This is a genomic window from Actinokineospora enzanensis DSM 44649 (assembly GCF_000374445.1).
GTDB lineage: Bacteria > Actinomycetota > Actinomycetes > Mycobacteriales > Pseudonocardiaceae > Actinokineospora > Actinokineospora enzanensis.
In genome coordinates, this window is the sequence record NZ_KB894410.1 from 1 (window position 1) to 18833 (window position 18833).

Below are 18833 nucleotides of genomic sequence, written 5' to 3' on the forward strand. Positions count from 1 at the left end.
ATCCGGGACGGCGACGTCGTCATCCCGGATGGAGTCTCGCATGGCGCGGGCCAGGTGTTGCCGGACTCGGGGGAACCCGGCACCAAGCACCTCGGACTAGGCGCTGTCCGGCAAGTCCGGCACGCGCTATCCGCGCCCGCGCGGCCTCCGGCCGCACGGGCGGAAAGCCCAAGTACAACCCGGTACGTGCGGCTTCCCGCCCGCACGCCCAGAGACCACGCGGATCACGAATCCCGCGCACCAGACTTACCGGACAGCGCCTAGACGCGGCCTTCCAGCCGCCGCCTGCGGGCGACCTCCGCCAACACGACCCCGGCCGCGACCGAGGCGTTCAACGACTCCACGCCAGCGGCCATCGGGATCGACACCGTGGCATCACAGCTCTCCCGGACCAGCCGGGTGAGCCCCCGCCCCTCGGACCCGACCACCACGACCAACGGCCCGGTGGCCAGGTGCAGGTCGTCCAGCTCCATGGTGCCGTCGGCATCCAACCCGACGATCATCAGCCCCTGCTCGGCATAGGCCCGCAGCTGACGCGTCAGGTTGGTGGCGATGGCGACCGGCAACTTGGCGGCGGTGCCCGCGCTGGTCCGCCAAGCCACCGCGGTCATCCCGGCACTCCGCCGCTGCGGCAACAGAACCCCGTTGGCCCCGAACGCCGCCGCGGACCGAATGACAGCACCGAGATTGCGCGGATCCGTCACACCATCGAGCGCCACCAACAAGGGTGCCTCGCCGGTGCCCGCGGCCGTTTCCAACAGCTCGTCCGGGTGCGCGTACTCGAACGGCGGCACCTGGAGCCCCAAGCCCTGGTGCATGGCCCCCGCGGTCAACCGGTCGAGCTCCGGCCGGGAGACCTCCAGCACCGAGATGCCCCGGTCGGCCGCCATCCGCACCGCGTCGGCGACCCGGTCGTCCGCTTCGATGCCCAGGGCGACGTACAGCGCCGTCGCCGGGATGCCCGCGCGCAGGCACTCCACGACCGGGTTGCGGCCCGCGACGAGCTCGTTGCCCGCCTTGTCCGAGGTCTTGGCCGCGGCGCGCCTGGCGATCGCGTTGGCCTGGCGGTGCGCCTTGTGGCCGGGGCGGTCCTCGGCCTTGGGGGTGGGGCCCTTGCCCTGCAACGCCTTGCGCCGCTGGCCGCCGGAGCCGACCACGGCGCCCTTCTTGGTGCCCGGTTTGCGCATCGCGCCCTGGCGCCGGGAGTTCCCTGCCACGTCAGCTGTCCTTCAATGTCCATAGTGGACCGTCGGGGGTGTCCTCGACGGCGATGCCCGCGCTCAGCAGGCGGTCGCGCAGTGCGTCCGCCATGGCGAAGTCGCGGGCGGCGCGGGCGCGCTGGCGTTCCTCCAGCATGGTGCCCACGAGGGCGTCCAGCGCCTGGTGCAGACCCGCTTCCGCGCCGGAGCCCGCGGCCCAGTCCGGGGACAGCGGGTCGAGACCGAACACGCCGGTCATCGCGCGCACGGTGGCGGCCGCCTCCCGGGCGCCCGTCTCGTCGCCCGCGTCCAGGGCGCCGTTGCCGATCCGCACCGAGTTGTGCACCACGGCCATCGCGCCCGGGGTGGACAGGTCGTCGTCCAAGGCCGCGACGAACTCCGGCGCTGGCGCGCTGGCCGCCACCGTGCCGGTGCGCTGCACGACCTTCTGTAGGAAGTTCTCGATGCGCTGGTAGGCACGCACCGACTCCTGCAGCGCGGCCTCCGAGTACTCGATCACCGATCGGTAGTGCGGCACGGCCAGGTAGTAGCGCAGCTCCTGGGCACGCACCCGGTTCAGCATCTCCGGGATCGACACCGTGTTGCCCAACGACTTCGACATCTTCTCGCCGCTGAGCGTCACCCACGCGTTGTGCATCCAGTACCGGGCGAACCCGTCCCCGGCCGCGCGCGACTGGGCCTGCTCGTTCTCGTGGTGCGGGAACAGCAGGTCGATGCCGCCACCGTGGATGTCGAACTCCGGCCCCAGGTAGGTGTAGGCCATCGCCGAGCACTCCAGGTGCCAGCCCGGCCTGCCCGGACCCCACGGCGTCGGCCAGGACGGTTCACCCTCGCGGGCGGACTTCCACAGCGTGAAGTCGCGCGGGTCGCGCTTGCCCCGGCCCGCCGACTCGCCCTGCTGCACCTCGTCCGGCTTGGCGCCGGACAGCTCGCCGTAGGCCGGGAACGACGACACCGAGAAATACACGTCACCGCCCTCGGCGTAGGCGTGCCCGGCGTCGATGAGCCGCTGCATCATCTCCACCATCTGGGTGACGTGCCCGGTGGCCCGTGGCCCCGCGGACGGCGGTAGGCAGCCCAGCGCGGCATAGGCCTCGTCGAAGGCCCGCTCGTGCGTGGCCGCCCACTCCCACCACGGCCTGCCCGCCTCGGCGGCCTTGGCCAGGATCTTGTCGTCGATGTCCGTGACATTGCGGATCAGCCGCACGTCCGCGCCGCCGTGCGCCAGCCAGCGGCGCAGCACGTCGAAGTTCAGCCCGCTGCGCACGTGCCCGATGTGCGGGACGCCCTGCACCGTCGCGCCGCAGAGGTAGATCGAGACCTGGCCGGGGACGCGCGGGGCGAACTCGCGCAAGGTGCGGCTCGCGCTGTCGTGGATGTGCAGGGACACGGCTATCTCCTGGTGGGAGCAAGCGTTTACGGGAGAATGGTACGGGCCACGATGTCCGTCACCGGTGCCCGGTTGGCTGCCGGTCGGCAACCCGGGGTGCCCGACCTGGCGGTTACTCCGCGATCCCGTGGGTGCGCAACGCGTCGAGCAGCGCGTCGGGACGGTTCGCGGTCGCCTGCGGCTCCACCCGCTCGAATCGACAGCCGACCTGCGCGGCTGCGCCGTCGATGGCCGCGCTGTCGCCGATCATCAGCGTCTCGCCGGGGGCGCGGTCGATACGCGCGCAGGCCAGGGCGAACAGCTCGGGCGCGGGCTTCATCAGGCCCTCGGCGTAGGAGAGCACGTACGCGTCCACCAGGTCGGCCAGGCCGCGGTGGGCGAAGGTGTCGCGGATGTCCCACGGGATGTTGCTGACCACGGCCACCGGGACGCCCCGGGCGCGCAGCAGCCGCAGCGCGGCCTCGGCGTCCGGGTAGGGGCGCCAGGCGGCTGGCGTGAGCATGACGTCGTAGAGCCGGGCGGCCATGCCCTCGGCCAGCCGGTGCGCCGGGTCGGCCAGCAGGTGCAGGTAGGCGTCGCGGTGCGCGGCCAGGTCCAGGTCGCGGCGGTGCCAGTGCTCGTGCAGGCCGGTGGGCAGGCCCGTGGGCACCTTCTCGCCGACGGTGTTCAGGCTGGTGATCAGCTCGATGTAACGGTCGGTGCCGACCGGGGTGCCGTCCATGTGGTGCAGGCCGTCGACGGACTCGACACCCGGTTCCAGACGGAACAGGGTGCCGGAGAAGTCCAGCAGGACGCCGCGGATGGCCACGGCGTCCATGCTAGAGATACGTCACATGCGCTCGCTGTCAGGTGGCGCGGCCGGTGATGCGCTCCGGGGTGATCCGCACCACCACGCGCACCGCGTCCGGGGCGTCGTTGGTGTACGGGCCGCCGGTGTATTTCTGCGAGAGCTCGTCGATCAGCTCGCGGCCGCCCTCCTCGCTGAGCCGGGCGTCGCCGCGGACCTCGACGTAGCGGTACGGGTTGGTGCGGTCGTAGATGGTGACGCTGACCCGCGGGTCCCGGCTGAGGTTCTTCTCCTTCTGCCTGCCCCGGGTAGTGGACAGCAGCAGGTCGCCGCCGTCGACCTTGACCCACAGCACCGAGGTCTGCGGGCTGCCGTCGGGGTTGAGGGTGGCCAGGGTGGCGTAGTTGTCGCCGTCGATGAGCGCGCGTGCCGCGTCGGAAAGTGTGGATGCCATGGTCCGAACTTACGACCACGCGCACCCGGTCGCCGGTGATCCCGACCGGCGGAAACGCCGGGTCAGCAGCTCAGCCGGACAACAGCAGCACGGTCGCCACGGCGGCGATGCCCTCGCCGCGGCCGGTGAGGCCGAGGCCGTCGGTGGTGGTGCCGGACACCGACACCGGCCCGCCGACCGCCGCGGACAGCGCCTCCTGCGCCTCCGCCCGCCGCTTGCCGATCTTGGGCCGGTTGCCGATCACCTGCACCGCGGCGTTGCCCACCCGCAGCCCGAGCGCCTCGACCCGGACCCGCACCTCGCCCAGCAGGGTGACACCGGAGGCGCCCGCCCAGCGCGGGTCGCCGGTGCCGAACACCGCGCCGAGGTCGCCGAGCCCGGCCGCGGACAGCAGCGCGTCGCACAATGCGTGCGCGGCCACGTCCCCGTCCGAGTCACCTGTGCAGCCTGCCTCGCCCGGCCAGTGCAGCCCGGCGATCCAACACGGTCGGGTTAGGTCGATCGGGTGAACATCCGTGCCGATCCCGACCCTCACGCAAGCTCCTCGGCGGCCAGCACGGATTCGGCAATGGCCAGGTCAAAGGGGGTTGTGACTTTCATCGCATAGGGATGGCCGGGCACCGTGGCCACCGGCACGCCGATCTTCTCCACCAGCCCGGCGTCATCCGTGGCGGAATCGCCCGCCTCGGCATACGCCCTGGTCAGCGTGGCCACGTCGAAGCCCTGGGGGGTCTGCACGACGCGCAGCGCGGCCCGGTCGGGGGTGGTCAGCACGGTGCCGGCGAAGTCGACCTGCTTGACCGTGTCGGCCATCGGCAGGACCGGGATCACCGCGGGCGCGCCCGCCTCGACGGCGTCCACGACGGCGTTGATGACCGCCGCCGGGGTGAACGCGCGGGCGGCGTCGTGCACCAGCACGACCCGGGCGTCCGGCGCCACGACCAGCGCGTGCGCCAGCGCGCGGCGGACGGAGTCGGTGCGGTCGGCCCCACCTGGCACGACCTCGGCGGCCAGGCCCGCCTCGGCGAGTAGGGCCGCGGTCGCCGCCACCTCGGCGGGTGGGGCGGCAACCACGACATGCCGCACGCGGCCCGCGTCGAGCAGGCCGCGCACGGCATGGGTGAGCAGAGCGGTCCCACGCACCGGGACCAACGCTTTGGGCACACCGAACCCGAGCCGGGTACCGCGGCCCGCCGCGGGCACGAGCGCCACGGCGGTCGCCGGGTGCCCGACGGGCGAGCCGGTCGGCTGGGTCGGGGGTGTCCCAGGGGGTGTCATGCAGGTCTCAATCGGGCCGGATCCGCCGGGCGGCCCGGTCGGGACGTGCGGGTCAGACGGTTGCGGTGGCCAGGACCTCGTCGAGCAGGACCTCGGCCTTGTCCTCGTCGGTGCCCTCGGCCAGCGCGAGCTCGCTGACCAGTATCTGCCGCGCCTTGGCCAGCATCCGCTTCTCGCCAGCGGACAGGCCGCGATCCTTCTCCCGCCGCCAGAGGTCTCGCACCACCTCGGCCACCTTGTTCACATCGCCGGAGGCGAGCTTCTCCAGGTTGGCCTTGTACCGACGCGACCAGTTCGTCGGCTCCTCGGTGTGCGGCGCGCGCAGCACGTCGAAGACGCGGTTGAGGCCCTCCTGGCCCACGACGTCCCGCACACCGACGATCTCGGCGTTGTCTGCGGGGACGCGAACCGTGAGGTCACCCTGTGCGACCTTGAGGACGAGGTACTTCTTCTCCTCGCCCTTGATCACGCGGGTCTCGATCGCTTCGATGAGTGCGGCACCGTGGTGCGGGTAGACGACGGTCTCTCCGACCTTGAAAACCATGTGTCCTCTGCCCCTTTCGCTGTCCCCATCTTAACACGGGTCGCACGGTCCAGGAGATGGACCCGCGACCGTCTGCGCAGGTCAAGGGCCACATCAGGGAACACCGGGGGGTTGACAAGAGCTGTTTGTGCGTACTCAGCGGGCTGTCACCTCCCGGTTCGCCGGAAGTCGATCTACTCCACTGTGGACGTGATTGTGCCGACACCCCTCGGGTGATTGTGCGACCACGCGCGGGCTCGATCTCTTGCCCCGGCTAGGCTTCCTGCCGGTAGGTGGAATGTCCGCTAGCGACGCAGGAGCCCCCGTGAGCCGTGCACAGCAGAACACGACCGGTCGGCTGCGCCTTGCCCCGGCGATGCTGGGCCTCGGTCTCGCAGCCCTCCTCGGTGCCGCCGGGTGCGGCTCCGGGCAGATCACCCAGACCGATTCCCAGTTGCCCGCCGTGAACGGCGCGAAGGCCGAGGCGGGCAAGGTCGCGGTGCGCGACGCCATGCTCGCGTTCCCGACCGACGGCCACTACGCCAAGGGCGCGGACGCGCCGCTGGTGCTCACCCTGGTCAACATCGGCGGGACCGCCGACCGGCTGGTCGAGGTCACCAGCCCGGTGGCGGGCGCGGTCGAGGTCGTCGGCGACACCAACCTGCCGGGCGGCTTCGCCATCCAGGTCGGCGAGCCGGGCAAGCAGGCCGAGGGCACCTCGGTCGCGGCCACCACGCCCACCCCGACCACGACCACCGCCACACCGACGACCACCACCGGGTCCGCGACGACCACGACCGGTAAGCCGTCCGGCGCGACCACCACCACCGGTAGCTCCTCGGTGCCGCCGACCAGCAGCACCCCGGCGGAGACCACCACCAGGAAGCTCGACCTGGGCAAGGCCGAGATCGTCCTGAAGGACCTGGGCGTGGTGCTGTACCCGGGCCGTAACGTGCCGGTCACCTTCATCTTCGAGAAGGCCGGGCAGATCACCGTGAACCTGCCGATCGCCGCCCCGAACGGGCCGCGCGCCGAGGCCGCCGAGCACTGAGCCTGAGCGCCGGGCCGTTCGTGGGTGATCTCCGCGCTGTCGGGGAGCACCCGTAGCGTGGCCGCGTGGTGACGAAGACGACCAAGCCGAGCCCGGCCAAGTCCGGCTACCGCTGTGCCGAGTGCGGGCACACGGTGGCCAAGTGGTTCGGCCGCTGCCCGGAGTGCCAGGCCTGGGGGAGCCTGGAGGAGGTCGGCGTGCCCCGGGTGCGGATCGCGGCGGGCGCGCCCAGCTCACCCGCGCGGCCGATTGCCGAGGTCGACGTGGAGTCGGCGAAGGCGCGTACGACCGGTGTGTCCGAGCTGGACCGGGTGCTCGGTGGCGGATTGGTACCCGGCGCGGTGGTGCTGCTCGCGGGCGAGCCCGGAGTCGGCAAGTCGACATTGTTGCTGGAGGTCGCCTACCAGTGGGCGGCCCTGGAGGGCGACAACGGGCCGACCCTCTACGTCACCGGCGAGGAGTCCGCCGGGCAGGTGCGGCTGCGTGCCGAGCGCACCGGCAACGTGCACAAGTCGATGTTCCTGGCCGCCGAGAGCGACGTGGCCGCGATCCTCGGGCACGTGGACGCGGTGAACCCGGGTCTGCTGGTGGTCGACTCCGTGCAGACCATGTCCTCGCCCGCGGTCGACAGCGCGCCCGGCGGCGTCACCCAGGTGCGCGCGGTCACCGCCGCGCTGGTGGCGCTGGCCAAGGAGCGCGGCCTGCCGGTGCTGCTGGTGGGACATGTCACCAAGGAGGGCTCGATCGCGGGCCCGCGCGTGCTGGAGCACCTCGTCGACGTCGTGCTGCACTTCGAGGGCGACCGGCACTCGGCGCTGCGGCTGCTGCGCGGGGTGAAGAACCGGTTCGGCCCGGCCGACGAGATCGGCTGCTTCGAGCTGGTCGACCGGGGCATCGTGGGCGTGCCGGACCCGTCCGGGCTGTTCCTGAACCGCCGCGACACCGGCGTGGCGGGCACCGCGGTCACCGTGGCGGTGGAGGGCAAGCGGCCGTTGCTCGGCGAGGTGCAGGCCCTGGTGGCCCGCTCGCACCTGGGCACGCCCCGGCGCGCGGTCTCCGGTCTGGACTCGGCCAGGGTGGCGATGGTCCTGGCCGTGCTGGAACGCCGCGGCGGCGTGCGACTGGGCGACGCGGACGTGTTCACCGCCACCGTGGGCGGCATGAAGATCCCCGAGCCCGCCGCCGACCTGGCGGTCGCCCTGTCGGTGGCCACGGCCGCGCGGGACGTGGCGCTGCCGCCGGACCTGGTCGTCCTCGGCGAGGTCGGCCTGGCGGGCGAGGTGCGCCGGGTCTCCGGGGTACGCGCTCGCCTCACCGAGGCGGTCCGGCTGGGCTTCACCAAGGCCCTGGTCCCACCGGACCCGGGCGACCTGCCCGACGGCATCGAGGTCCGTTCGGTCAGCGACCTCGCCTCCGCCATGCACAATCTTCAGGTCCTGCGCGCCTAACTCTCGTCGGCTCGGTCGCGTAGGTATCGGGTGTGGTCTGACTGTTTGCGGAGGTCGTCGGCGAAGAAGCGGCCGGAGACCGTTTCCGCGTCCTTCGTCAGGAGTTCCAGCTGGGTCAGCAGCTCCTCGGCCGCCGTGGGGGTGCCCGAGTTGACCTTCTTGGCCACCGACAGCCACCACGGCAGGTTCAGGTAGGTCTCCACCGCCAGCGGCACGTCCACCCGTACCAGGCGGGTCGTGCCGTGCAGCGCCTCCGGGTCGGCGGCCAGCTCGTCCGGGCGGGTCAGCAGGGAGTCGAGCACCTCGACGATCCGCTCCAGCCGGGGCAGCGCGCCCTCGGGCATGCGGCTGGCCGCCGTGCGGACCTTGTCCAGCAGGGCCGTCATGTCCGCGCGCAGTCGCGACGCGGCGTCGGCCGGGTCGACCGTCAGGTGCACCTTCTCCGGCGGGGCGGCGAGCGCGCCCACCAGGTAGAGCCCGACCACCACGACCGGCCACAGCCCGCCGCCGATGCCCAGGGCGTGCAGGCCGATCCCGAGTAGGCCGCCGACACAGCCGACCAGGTTCTTGGTCGACCCCAGGTACCCGACGACCCGCCTACTGGTAGCCACGGATCTCCCGAAACACCTGCTGCAGCCCGTTGCCCCTGGCGTCGAACACCTTGCCGCCGGTGAGCTTGGCCAGGCCGTCCATTTCGGACTGGCTGCCCTCGCCGAAGAGCACCGTGAACACCGGCACGCCGCGCAGCTCCGGCGATCGGGCCGCCTGCGCGCGCTCGAAGTCGGCGTACTCCGAGCCGCTGGTGTTCTCGCCGTCGGTCATCAGCACGATGGAGGTGAACCGGTCGGCGGGCGGGCCCTGGCCGAGCAGCCGGTATGCCTGGTCGAGACTGTCGTAGATGGCGGTGCCGCCGCTCGCGGACAGGCCCTGCGCGGTCTGCTTGATCTTGTCCAGTTCCGCCTGCGGGTCGGTTTCCGGGACGGTGAACGAGATCGGCGCCTGCGGTGTGGTGTTGAACGGGATGAACGTGACCTCCTCCCGGCCGTGGAAGCGTCGGTACTTGCCGACCAGGTCGTTGGTCACGCCGGTCAGCCCGACCAGGGACGTGCGCAGCGCGTCGATCCGTTCGCCCGCCATGGAACCCGAGGTGTCCAGCACGTAGATCGTGCGCGAGGGGTGGCGGATCTGGTCGAAGTAGGCCGACAGCAGCGCGTCGAACGCGTCCTGGGTCGCCGGGAACGGCAGTTCCACCAGGTCCTTCGGGCCGAAGCCCGCGGACAGGTCCACGCCGGGGATCGCGGGCCGCCGATGCGTGCTGGTCATGATCTCGCGCTGCGTGTCGGGGGTGCGCAGGAAGTCGGTGAGCCGCTGGTAGTCGCCACGGGCCTGTTCGTTCGCGCCCGACAGCAATGTCAGCGGGTAGTCCGCGGTGACCACGCCGTCGCTCGGGTAGATCAGCGCAAGCGGCTCGGGCAGGGTGCCCGCGGCGTTGAGGGACAACAGGACCGACTCGTAGTTCACCAGACCGTCGATCTTCTGCCCGGGGTCCGCGCCGGTGGCCCGGCGCTGGTAGGCGTCGGAGAGCCAGCCGGAGGAGCCCGCGCTCAGCACCTGCGCGGCGAAGAACTTCTTCAGCTCCGGGGTCACCGCGCCGACCTGGCCCGCGGTGACCGCGGCACCGGTGCCCGCCAGCGCGGAGGCAACACCGACCAGCGCGGAGAACCCGGAGTTCGACGCGGACGGGTCGGTCATGCCGTAGCTGAACTTCTTCTCCTCGGCGGCCTTGGCGATGTCCGTCCAGGTCACCGGTTTCCCGGTCCAGCCGAGCGCGTCCGCCTTGGACTTCGCCAGACCCAGCACGACCGGCGAGCTCATGATCTTCGTCTGGTTGCCCAACCTGCGCGCGGCCTCCGGCAGGGCCTGCGGGTAGCGGTTGGCGGAGAACCACACCGCGTCATACGCGCCGTCCGCGCCGCCCGCCGCCAGGGTCTCGGCGGCCTCGATCGTGCCGGAGAAGGTGAACTCCACCCGCACGCCGGTCGCCTGCGCGGCGCGGTCCAGCACCGGTTTGAGATCCGCCAGCTCGCTGCCCGCGAGCACCCGCAGCTTGCCCGGTTCCGCCGGACTCGGCTCCGGCTTCGAACCGGAGTCGTCGGAACACCCGGCGAGTAGACCGGTGGCCGCCAGCAAGGACAGGGCGAGGGCGGGAAACCGCCTGTGCCGTAACATGTTCACTTCGTTTCCTCGCTGAGCTGTCCGGCCCGGGACCGGCGTAGGTGGTCCTCCGCGCGGCGCAGTTCCCCGGTCAACGCGGCCACGGTGGTGGCCATGCTCTCGGTGGCGCCCGCCCGGAACGAGTCGACGGCGTCGATCGCCCGGTAGATCTGGTCGAACGACTCGCGGATCGCCGCCAGGCCCACGGCGGGGTCGCTGCTCGCCTGCCGGATCCGCTCGGTTTGCAGTGCCAGCAGGTCGTTGTTGCTGCGCATCAGGCCCTCGGTGGTGGACCGCAACGCGTCGACCTCGTCGAGCACGTCCTGTTGTCCGGCCAACGCGCCGCTCACCGCGAGCGCGACCCGCAACGCGGACACCGTGGTCGAGCAGGCCCGTTCGACGCCCCGGATGAGTTCGTCGTTGTTGCGGCGCACCAGATCCAGCGCGAGGTAGCCCTGCGCACAGACGGCCAGCTGGGTCAGCACATCCTGGTGCCGCTGCCGGACCGGGTGCAGCACGTCCGCGCGCAACGCGTTCGCCGCCGCGGGGTCGGCGTAGTCCAGGATCCCCGCCTGCCGCTCGACCGCGCCGTCCAGCGCCTCGGCGAACGCGGCGGTCTCGGCCAGCCGGGACATGTTGTCCCACAGCCGGGCACGCTCGCCCTTGATCGCCGCGTTGTCCCGGCGCAGCTGGTCCTGCCGCGTGCGCAGATCGACCACCAGCTGGTTCACCGGTGTGTTCGCGGCCAGGTAACGGTCCAGCAGGCGCTTGGCCTGGTTGCCCATCGGGATCAGGCCGAGCAGCTTGCGCGGGGTGGTCGGCAGCCCGCCCGGGTCCAGCTCGGTGACCGTGCGGCGCAGCTCGGCCAGGCTCGTGGTGACCCGCTGCTCGGCGCCCGCGCGCCTGCCCTGCGCGCCCGCCAGCGCGTCCACCGACCGGTCCAGCAGGCTCGCCGCGATCGCGGACGCCACCCGCATGTCGGCCTCGCCGACCGCGAGCAGCTCGTCCACCTTGGCGGTGAAATCGGGGGAGCGCGGGTCCAACGCGCCCAGCTGCGCGGCGAACTCGCCTGCCCGCTCGGCGGCGGCGAGCCTGGTCGGCTCGTCCAACGGGACCAGGCCCGCGACCCGCTCGACCGGCACCGGGTCCACGGGATCGGGCGGCGTCAGTGACAGCTCGGTCATTTGTACTGCTTCCCGACGGCGTCGAGCAGCCGTTCCAGCGTCTCGTAGCTGGGCGGCTCGACCACGTCGACCAGGTCGCGCGGCGCGGTCAGCTTCCGGTCGGCCACCACCTGGGCGAACACCTTCGGGTCGCTGGTGCGGAAGCCGGACTCGGCGGCCAGCCGGACCAGCTCCTGGTCGGTGGTGAGCAGCTGGCCGACCTGGTCGCCGCGGCCCTGCAACGGCACCAGGGTGTGCTTGGACAGCACCGTGGGCGCCGGGTAGAGCAACCGCATCTCCGGCCGGATCGACCCGTCGGCGCGGCCCTGCCGGTCCAGGTACTGCGACTCGTAGATCATCACCAGCGGGGTCTTGCCCATGCCCGCGGCCAGATAGTCCTCGAACGGGCCCTCGGAGCTGTTCTGCGTGTAGCCCTGGTCCAGGAACAGCCGGGTCAGCTCGGGCAGCACCTTCGCCTCCGCCTCCGGGCTGCTCACCACCGCGTTGCCGTTGGCCACGAAGGAGACCGCGGACAGGTACATGGCGGCCGAGTTGGAGTCGCGCGGGTCGGTGGTGGTGATCAGCACGTTCTTGCGCGCCGGGTAAGCGGTGTTGCCGGGCAGCTGGTCCCAGCGGGTGCCCTTGGCGGCCAGGTCGAGGTAGGCGGCCACGTCCAGCACCTGGTAGTCGCCGGTCGGGCCGGGCCGCACCACGCCATGTGCGGTCAGCAGGTCGGCGATCGGCGCGAAGGTGGCCACGGCCATCGGCGAGAAGAACGGCGTGTAGACCTTGGTGACCTTCCGGTCCTGCTGGATCTTCTGCGCCGCCGGCGCGGAGGACGGGAACGCGAAGTCGTACGGGGCCAGGTCGACCGTGGTGGCGATCTGGCGGGAACCGGCCGAGTCGAACTCGACCTTCAGGCCGTGCTTCGCGAACGCGGCGACCACCCGCTGGTCGGCGAAGTAGGCCGCCTTCTCCGAGCCGCCCACACCACGCACCGTGGTGAGCCCGGCCTCGGGCGGGTCGTCGTCACCCGAACCCATGATGATCGCGACGACCACCGCGGCGAGCAACACCACCGCCAGACCAATGCTGACCTGTCGTTTCATTCGCCCCCTCCTCGCCGTCGAGCATGTCGCGCGGACACTGCCTAGGACGTGGGTTCACCCGATCTGGTGATGAAGCGCAAATGAACGCTGGGTGACTTGTGTGCTCCTCGGGTCGGCTGTGGACAGACGCGGAACGGCGGACCCGCCCGGTGGGCAGGTCCGCCGTTCGCGGTCGGGTGCTGGTCAGCCCGCCAGCAGCTGGGCGCAGCGGATCAGGCCGAGGTGCGAGTACGCCTGCGGGTGGTTGCCCAGCGAGCGCTCGGCCACCGGGTCGTACTCCTCCGGCAGCAGCCCGGTCGGCCCGGCCGCGTCCACGATCTGCGCGAACAGGTCCTCCGCCTCCGGGCGTCGCCCGGTCAGCAGGTAGGCCTCGATCATCCAGGCCGCGCAGATGTGGAAGCCGCCCTCGTCGCCGGGCAGGCCGTCGTCGCGGTGGTAGCGGTACACCGTCGACCCGCTGCGCAGCTCCGCCTCGGTGGCCGTGACGGTGGCCTGGAACCGCTCGTCGGTCGGGTCGATCAGGCCGACCATGCCGATCATCAGGGTGGCCGCGTCCAGGTCGGTGCCGTCGTAGGCGGTGGTGAACGAGCGGACCTCGTCGTTCCACCCGTTGCTGAGCACGTCCTCGGCGATCCGGTCGCGCAGCCCGGCCCAGTCCGGCTCGGCCTTGCGGCCGTGCGCGTCCGCCAGCCTGATCGCCCGGTCGATGGTCAGCCAGCACATGACCTTCGAGTACACGTGGTGGCGCGGGCGGTGCCGCTCCTCCCAGATGCCGTGGTCCGGCTCGTGCCAGCGCCGGGTGACCGCCTCGGCCATGGCCTGGACCATCGTCCAGTCGCCGTCCGACAGCGTCCCCTTGGCCTCGGCCAGCGCCGCGACCAGGTCCACCACCGGGCCGAACACGTCCAGCTGCACCTGCTGGTTGGCCAGGTTGCCCACCCGCACCGGCCGCGAGCCCGCATAGCCTGGCAGGGTGTCGATCACCGCCTCCGGCCCGAGCGTGGTGCCCGCGATCGTGTACAGCGGGTGCAGCCGCTCCGGGCCGGGGATGGTGGCCAGCACGCCGTGCACCCACTCCAGGAACGCCTCGGCCTCGGCCGTGGAACCCAGCGACACCAACGCCTTCGCGGTCATCGAGGCGTCGCGCAGCCAGCAGTAGCGGTAGTCCCAGTTGCGGATGCCGCCGATCTCCTCCGGCAGCGAGGTGGTGGCCGCGGCCATGATCGCGCCGGTCTCGCTGTGGCAGAGGCCGCGCAGGGTCAGCGCGGACCGGGCCACCAGGTCCTTCTCCACCGGCGGCAGCGACAGCGTGTCCAGCCAGTCGGTCCAGTAACCGGCCGCGCGGGCGCGCCGGGCGTCCAGCGCAACCGGGTGCGGGCTCAGGTCGTCGGTGCCGCACCGCAGTTCGAGCACCACCGGCACGTCCGGCGTCGGTTGCACCACCGCGCGCGCCGAGTCGACCATGCCGTCCGAGGTGATCTCCCAGACCACGCCCGGCGCGCGCAACGCGATCGGGTCGGAGGTGCCGGACACCCGCAGGCCGTCCGCGGTCGCCTCCAGCCGTACCTGCACCTGCCCGAACTCGGGGCGGGGCGCGAACTCCACGACCGCGGCCGAGCTGCCGGAGATCACCCGGGTCACGTCGGTGCGGTGCGGGTCGGCGCCGTGCTCAAGGTAGTCCGTGATCAGCAGGCCGGACCAGCGCGTCTCCACGGTCATCGTGCCCGGCAGGTAGCGCTGGCCCAGCGGCAGCCCGCCGCGCTCCGGGGACACCGAGAAGTGCCCGGCGGTGGCGCCGCCGAGCAGGTCGGCGAACACCGCGGCGGAGTCCGGTTCGGGGTGGCACAGCCAGGTCAGCCGGGCGTCCGGGGTCACCAGCGCCACCGACCGCTCATTGGCCAACATGGACAGACGCTCGATGGGCGGCGCCTGCTCGCCGTAGAGCCAGTTGCGGCGCTCCTCCAGCAGCAGCGCCAGCGTGGTGGCCACCGCGATCGGGTCCGGGATCCGGTAGGCGGCACCGGTTTCGCCGTCGCCCACCTTGACCCCGAGATCCGGGCCGGACAGCCGGGCGAACGCCTTCTCGTCGGTCACGTCGTCCCCGACGAAGATCGCCGCGGTGGCGCCGACCTGGTGCCGCAGGATGTCCAGCGCGTGGCCCTTGTCGGTCTGCACCACGGCCAGCTCCACCACCGCTTTGCCCTCGGTGACCTCGACACCGGACCAGGTGCACGGGCCGGTGCGGACCTTGTCCAGCACCGACTCGGCGACCGCGGGCTCGGCCCGGCGCACGTGCACGGCGATGCTGGCGGGTTTGACCTCCAGCGCCACGCCTTCCGCGCCCTCGATGAGCTTCTCCAGCTCCGCCTCGATCCGGCGGTGCAGCTCGCGCGCCTCGGCGTCGAGCGCGTGCACGAAGCCCACGTCGAACTCGGAGCCGTGGCTGCCGACCAGGTGCACCTCGCCGGGCAGTCTGGACAGCGTGGCCAGGTCGCGCAGCGCCCGGCCGGAGATCACCGCCGTGGTGGTCTCGTGCAGCCCGGCCAGTGAGCGCAGCGCGTTCACCGACTCCGGGTGCGGGCGGGCGTGCTCGGGGTTCTCCACGATCGGCGCGAGCGTCCCGTCGTAGTCGCAGGCGACCAGCAGGCGCGGCGTGCGGGCGATCTGCACGACGGCGCGGCGCAACTCGGCAGGGAGGGCCTCGGCGGTCAACGCCTTCTCCTTGGTGACTTCAGGCAGGGTACGAAAAGGTTTCAGTTGCTAGTGGGCGTGCTCGGGGTCCAGCGCGTCGAGGAACGAGCGCGCCCAACGGTCGACGTCGTGGGTCAGCACTTGACGACGCAGCGCGCGCATCCTACGGCGCCCCTCCGCGGGATCGAGGGTTAGGGCGGCGTGCATGGCGTTCTTGACACCGTCGAGGTCGTGCGGGTTCACCAGGAAGGCACTGGTCAGTTCGGCGGCCGCGCCCGCGAACTCCGAGAGCACCAGCGCCCCGCCGAGATCGTGCCTGCAGGCCACATATTCCTTGCATACCAGGTTCATGCCGTCGCGGACGGGCGTCACCAACATGACGTCGGCGGCGGCGAAGAAGGCACTCAGCTCCGCGCGTCCCACGGACTGGTGCAGATAGTGCACGATCGGGCGGCCGACCTTCCCGAACTCCCCGTTGATCCGGCTGACGACCTGCTCGATGTCGCCGCGCATCCGCTGGTAGTGCTCGACCCGCTCCCGGCTCGGCGTGGCCAGCTGCACCATGACCACCTCGGCCGGGTCCACCCGGCCCTCGGCCAGCAGCTCCTGCAGCGCGTAGAGCCGCAGGTCGATCCCCTTGGTGTAGTCCAGCCGGTCCACCCCTAGAATGATCTTCTTCGGGTTGCCCAGGTCGGCCCGGATCTGCTGGGTGCGCGCGACGGTTTCCCGCTTGCGCGACAACGCGTCCAGGCCCGCGGCGTCGATCGAGATCGGGAACGCGCCCACCCGCACCGCGCGGTCCCCGAGCTGGATGACGCCCGGACGGGTGCGCACGCCCACCGCGCCCCTGGTCGGCTCCAGGCCGAGCAGCCTGCGCGCCAGCCAGAGGAAGTTCTGCGCGCCGCCGGGCCGGTGGAACCCGACCAGGTCGGCGCCCAGCAGCCCGCGCACGATCTCAGCACGCCAGGGCAGCTGCATGAACAGTTCGGTGGGCGGGAACGGGATGTGCAGGAAGAACCCGATCCGCAGATCCGGCCGCAGGTCGCGCAGGATCGCCGGGGCCAGCTGCAGCTGGTAGTCCTGGATCCACACGGTCGCGCCCTGGGCGGCCACTTTCGCGCAGGCCTCCGCGAAGCGGTGGTTCACCTTGACGTAGCTGTCCCACCAGCCGCGGTCGAACACCGGCGGCGCCACCACATCGTGGTAGAGCGGCCAGAGCGTGGCGTTGGAGAAACCCTCGTAGTAGTCGCGGACGTCGTCGCCGGTCAGCGACACCGGGTGCAGCCGCAGACCGTCCTCGGTGAACTCCTCCACCTCGACGTCGGCCACCCCGGGCCAGCCCACCCAGGCCCCGCTGTGGCTGCGCAGGAACGGCTCCAGCGCGCTGACCAGACCGCCGGGGCTGTGCTTCCACCGCCGCGTGCCGTCCGGCAGCCGTTCCAGGTCGACCGGCAGCCGGTTGGCGGCCACAATGAAATCGGCACCGTCTTCGCTGCTCACGCCTGACGCGCCTCCCGTCGGACCGTCGGAATACCGGCTCTGAGGCTAGTCACTGACGACACCGCCCGCGTCCTGCGACCGGTGCGAGAAGGGCGTGGCCACTCTCACGCCACCCGGGGGTTTACAGGTCCCGCCAGCCCGGCCCTATGAGATTGGGTCGCGATCCGTGTATCTGGCTCGGTGAGATGGTTGCCGTGGTGAAGTCTCGTCACGGTGCCCCTGGGGTTGCTGTTGGTGTGTGGTCGGCCGTGGGGGTTGCTTCTCGGGGTGGTCTATTCCAGGCGGCGTTCGGTGGGGCGTAGCGGGCCGGACATGCGGGGGCCTGCCAGGCGGCGTTCCAGGCGGCCCAGGCCGCTGCGGACGGGTTGGGCGAGGTACTCGCCGAGTACGACGCCCGCGGCCAGGGCCAGGGCGATGGCGGCGGCCACCATCAGGGTGGGCAGGCCGTTGAGGCTGCGTTCCACGGCCAGCTCGAACACCGCGCGGTAGGTGGTGAGACCGGGCAGCAGCGGCACCATCCCGGACACCGCGACCACCAGCGGCGGCATCCGGAACCGGCGGGAGATCATGCCACCGGCGAACCCGATCACCACCGCGGCCAGCCCGGACGCGGCGATCGGGCTGGTCCCGGTGAGCGTCAGCGCGCCGTAGGTCGCCGTGCCCACACCACCCGCGGCCGCGGCGACGAGCAGCGCGCGCGGCTTGGCGTAGCTGGCCAAGGCGAACAGCCCGGCCGCGGCGGCACCCGCCACCGTCTGCACCGGCAGCCGGAACGCGCTGGGCGGCAATGGATCGGCGAGCGGGGTGTAGGCCATGCCGAGCGTGGTAGCGGTGTTCAGGGCCAGCACCACGCCCGCGATCAGGCCCGCGGTCATCAGCGAGACCTCCATCGTGCGGCCTGCCGCGGTGACGTTGTAGCCGGTGATCGCGTCCTGCACGGTCGACACCACCGACAGCCCGGACAGCAGCACGGTGATCGCCGCGGCCACCAGCACGGTCGGCCGCACGTTCAGCATCCCGCTCGCCAGCAGCCCCAGCGCCGCCCCGGTCGCCAGCCCGCCGCCGACCACCTGCTGGAAGAAGAACGGCAGCGCGCGCCGGTTGAGCACCCGCCCGACCCGGTCCACCACCGCGGTGATCAGCGCGGCGAACACCGCCATCAGCGCCTCGCCGCCGATCAGCACGGTGATCGCGGCCGCCATCCCGGCATAGGCGGCGGTCGCCAGCCAGCGCGGGTACGGGTGCGGCGCGGTCGTGATCCGCTCCAGCTCGGCGCGCGCGTCCCGGACCGAGATCAGCCGGGCGGCGATCTGCCCGACCAGCGTCTCCACATCGGCGAGCCGGGTGTAGTCCAGGCCGCGCGAGCGCACCACCCGCAACGAGGTGATCGGCGGCTCCTCGGTGCCGCGCTGGCAGGCCACGGTGATCGAGGTGAAGATGACGTCCACCTCGCAGTGCGGAAGACCATAGGCGGCGGACACCGCGATGATCGTCGCGGTCACGTCCGAGGCGCCCGCTCCGGACGCCATCTGCACCTCACCGATGCGCAGCGCCAGGTCGAGCACGGAGTGGACGGTGCGTTCCTCGGGCAGCGCGGGCCCCTGCACCGCCGCCTGCCCCAGGTGGTGCCCGTTGGTTCGCGGCATCGGCAGCCCACTCGGCTGCCTGCGCCCCAACCACCGCACCCGCTGCGCGAACCCCGGCACCGCGCCCTCCCGTCTCGGCACACATCCCACCGCTGACGACCGTCGCCGATCATGGGCCGGCCCGCAACCCCACCGGCGGCGAGGCTTACGATGGTCGAGGCACCTCCGGTGCCAGGCCGGCATAGCTCAATTGGCAGAGCACTCGCCTTGTAAGCGAAAGGTTGCGGGTTCGAGTCCCGCTGCCGGCTCCCGCGCGCATCGTGCGCCTCTTTTGGAGAACGCCCAGGTCAACGGCTGCGCTTCGGTTCTCGCCTCGGCCGACTGGATGGTCCATTGTGGTCACGGTCGGCGGTGGTCTC

General features: G+C 71.9%; 16 protein-coding genes and 1 tRNA gene. 3 read left to right on the top strand and 14 right to left on the bottom strand.

From position 1 onward, the window contains the following. Positions 1–260: 260 nt before the first annotated feature. From rlmB to C503_RS0112060, 7 genes are all read right to left on the bottom strand, one after another. Positions 261–1217 carry a 23S rRNA (guanosine(2251)-2'-O)-methyltransferase RlmB gene (rlmB, locus tag C503_RS0112030; protein WP_026316208.1) on the bottom strand — a complete coding sequence of 319 codons (957 nt, stop codon included), beginning with the start codon at positions 1215–1217 and terminating at the stop codon, positions 261–263. A 1-nt stretch (position 1218) separates the two neighbouring features. Then, positions 1219–2610, bottom strand: coding sequence for a cysteine--tRNA ligase (gene cysS / locus C503_RS0112035; RefSeq protein ID WP_018682456.1), 1392 nt, complete (start codon positions 2608–2610; stop codon positions 1219–1221). Positions 2611–2722: 112 nt separating this feature from the next. After that, positions 2723–3427, bottom strand: coding sequence for an HAD family hydrolase (locus C503_RS0112040; RefSeq protein ID WP_018682457.1), 705 nt, complete (start codon positions 3425–3427; stop codon positions 2723–2725). A gap of 28 nt (positions 3428–3455) precedes the next feature. Further along, the gene (locus C503_RS0112045) at positions 3456–3851 is read right to left on the bottom strand and encodes a PPOX class F420-dependent oxidoreductase (RefSeq protein ID WP_018682458.1); all 396 of its coding nucleotides are present in this window, start codon (positions 3849–3851) and stop codon (positions 3456–3458) included. Between the two features lie 70 nt (positions 3852–3921). Then, positions 3922–4386, bottom strand: a complete 465-nt coding sequence (ispF, locus tag C503_RS0112050; protein WP_018682459.1) for a 2-C-methyl-D-erythritol 2,4-cyclodiphosphate synthase — start codon at positions 4384–4386, stop codon at positions 3922–3924. Beyond that, complete coding sequence (gene ispD / locus C503_RS0112055; protein ID WP_051114806.1) at positions 4383–5129, bottom strand: 2-C-methyl-D-erythritol 4-phosphate cytidylyltransferase; 747 nt, start codon at positions 5127–5129, stop codon at positions 4383–4385. Before ispD ends, ispF begins: the two co-directional genes overlap by 4 nt. Before the next feature lie 52 nt (positions 5130–5181). Further along, positions 5182–5673, bottom strand: coding sequence for a CarD family transcriptional regulator (locus C503_RS0112060; RefSeq protein WP_018682461.1), 492 nt, complete (start codon positions 5671–5673; stop codon positions 5182–5184). Positions 5674–5977: 304 nt separating this feature from the next. Here C503_RS0112060 and C503_RS0112065 point away from each other — a divergent pair, with 304 nt between their 5' ends. Both C503_RS0112065 and radA read left to right on the top strand, forming a co-directional pair. Then, entirely contained in the window at positions 5978–6703 is a 726-nt protein-coding gene (locus C503_RS0112065) for a copper chaperone PCu(A)C (protein ID WP_018682462.1), read from the top strand. Positions 6704–6768: 65 nt separating this feature from the next. Continuing rightward, positions 6769–8151 (top strand): DNA repair protein RadA, encoded by a 1383-nt coding sequence (gene radA / locus C503_RS0112070; protein ID WP_018682463.1) that lies wholly within the window; start codon positions 6769–6771, stop codon positions 8149–8151. Here radA and C503_RS0112075 read toward each other — a convergent pair. The 7 genes from C503_RS0112075 to C503_RS0112105 form a co-directional block, all read right to left on the bottom strand. Next, entirely contained in the window at positions 8148–8762 is a 615-nt protein-coding gene (locus C503_RS0112075) for a hypothetical protein (RefSeq protein ID WP_018682464.1), read from the bottom strand. The two genes, radA and C503_RS0112075, sit on opposite strands and share 4 nt — an antisense overlap. Continuing rightward, positions 8749–10380, bottom strand: a complete 1632-nt coding sequence (locus C503_RS0112080; protein WP_033400546.1) for a VWA domain-containing protein — start codon at positions 10378–10380, stop codon at positions 8749–8751. The genes C503_RS0112075 and C503_RS0112080 overlap by 14 nt, the downstream gene beginning before the upstream one ends. A gap of 2 nt (positions 10381–10382) precedes the next feature. Then, positions 10383–11549, bottom strand: a complete 1167-nt coding sequence (locus C503_RS0112085; RefSeq protein ID WP_018682466.1) for a toxic anion resistance protein — start codon at positions 11547–11549, stop codon at positions 10383–10385. After that, positions 11546–12637 carry a hypothetical protein gene (locus C503_RS0112090; protein WP_018682467.1) on the bottom strand — a complete coding sequence of 364 codons (1092 nt, stop codon included), beginning with the start codon at positions 12635–12637 and terminating at the stop codon, positions 11546–11548. Before C503_RS0112090 ends, C503_RS0112085 begins: the two co-directional genes overlap by 4 nt. A 183-nt stretch (positions 12638–12820) precedes the next feature. Continuing rightward, the gene (otsB, locus tag C503_RS0112095) at positions 12821–15349 is read right to left on the bottom strand and encodes a trehalose-phosphatase (RefSeq protein ID WP_018682468.1); all 2529 of its coding nucleotides are present in this window, start codon (positions 15347–15349) and stop codon (positions 12821–12823) included. A 48-nt stretch (positions 15350–15397) separates the two neighbouring features. Next, the gene (locus C503_RS0112100) at positions 15398–16828 is read right to left on the bottom strand and encodes an alpha,alpha-trehalose-phosphate synthase (UDP-forming) (protein ID WP_018682469.1); all 1431 of its coding nucleotides are present in this window, start codon (positions 16826–16828) and stop codon (positions 15398–15400) included. A gap of 272 nt (positions 16829–17100) precedes the next feature. Then, on the bottom strand, positions 17101–18474 hold the full coding sequence (locus tag C503_RS0112105; protein ID WP_051114810.1) for a threonine/serine exporter family protein: 1374 nt from the start codon (positions 18472–18474) through the stop codon (positions 17101–17103). Positions 18475–18649: 175 nt separating this feature from the next. Here C503_RS0112105 and C503_RS0112110 point away from each other — a divergent pair. Further along, positions 18650–18722 (top strand) — tRNA-Thr (locus C503_RS0112110). The last annotated feature ends 111 nt before the right edge of the window (positions 18723–18833 follow it).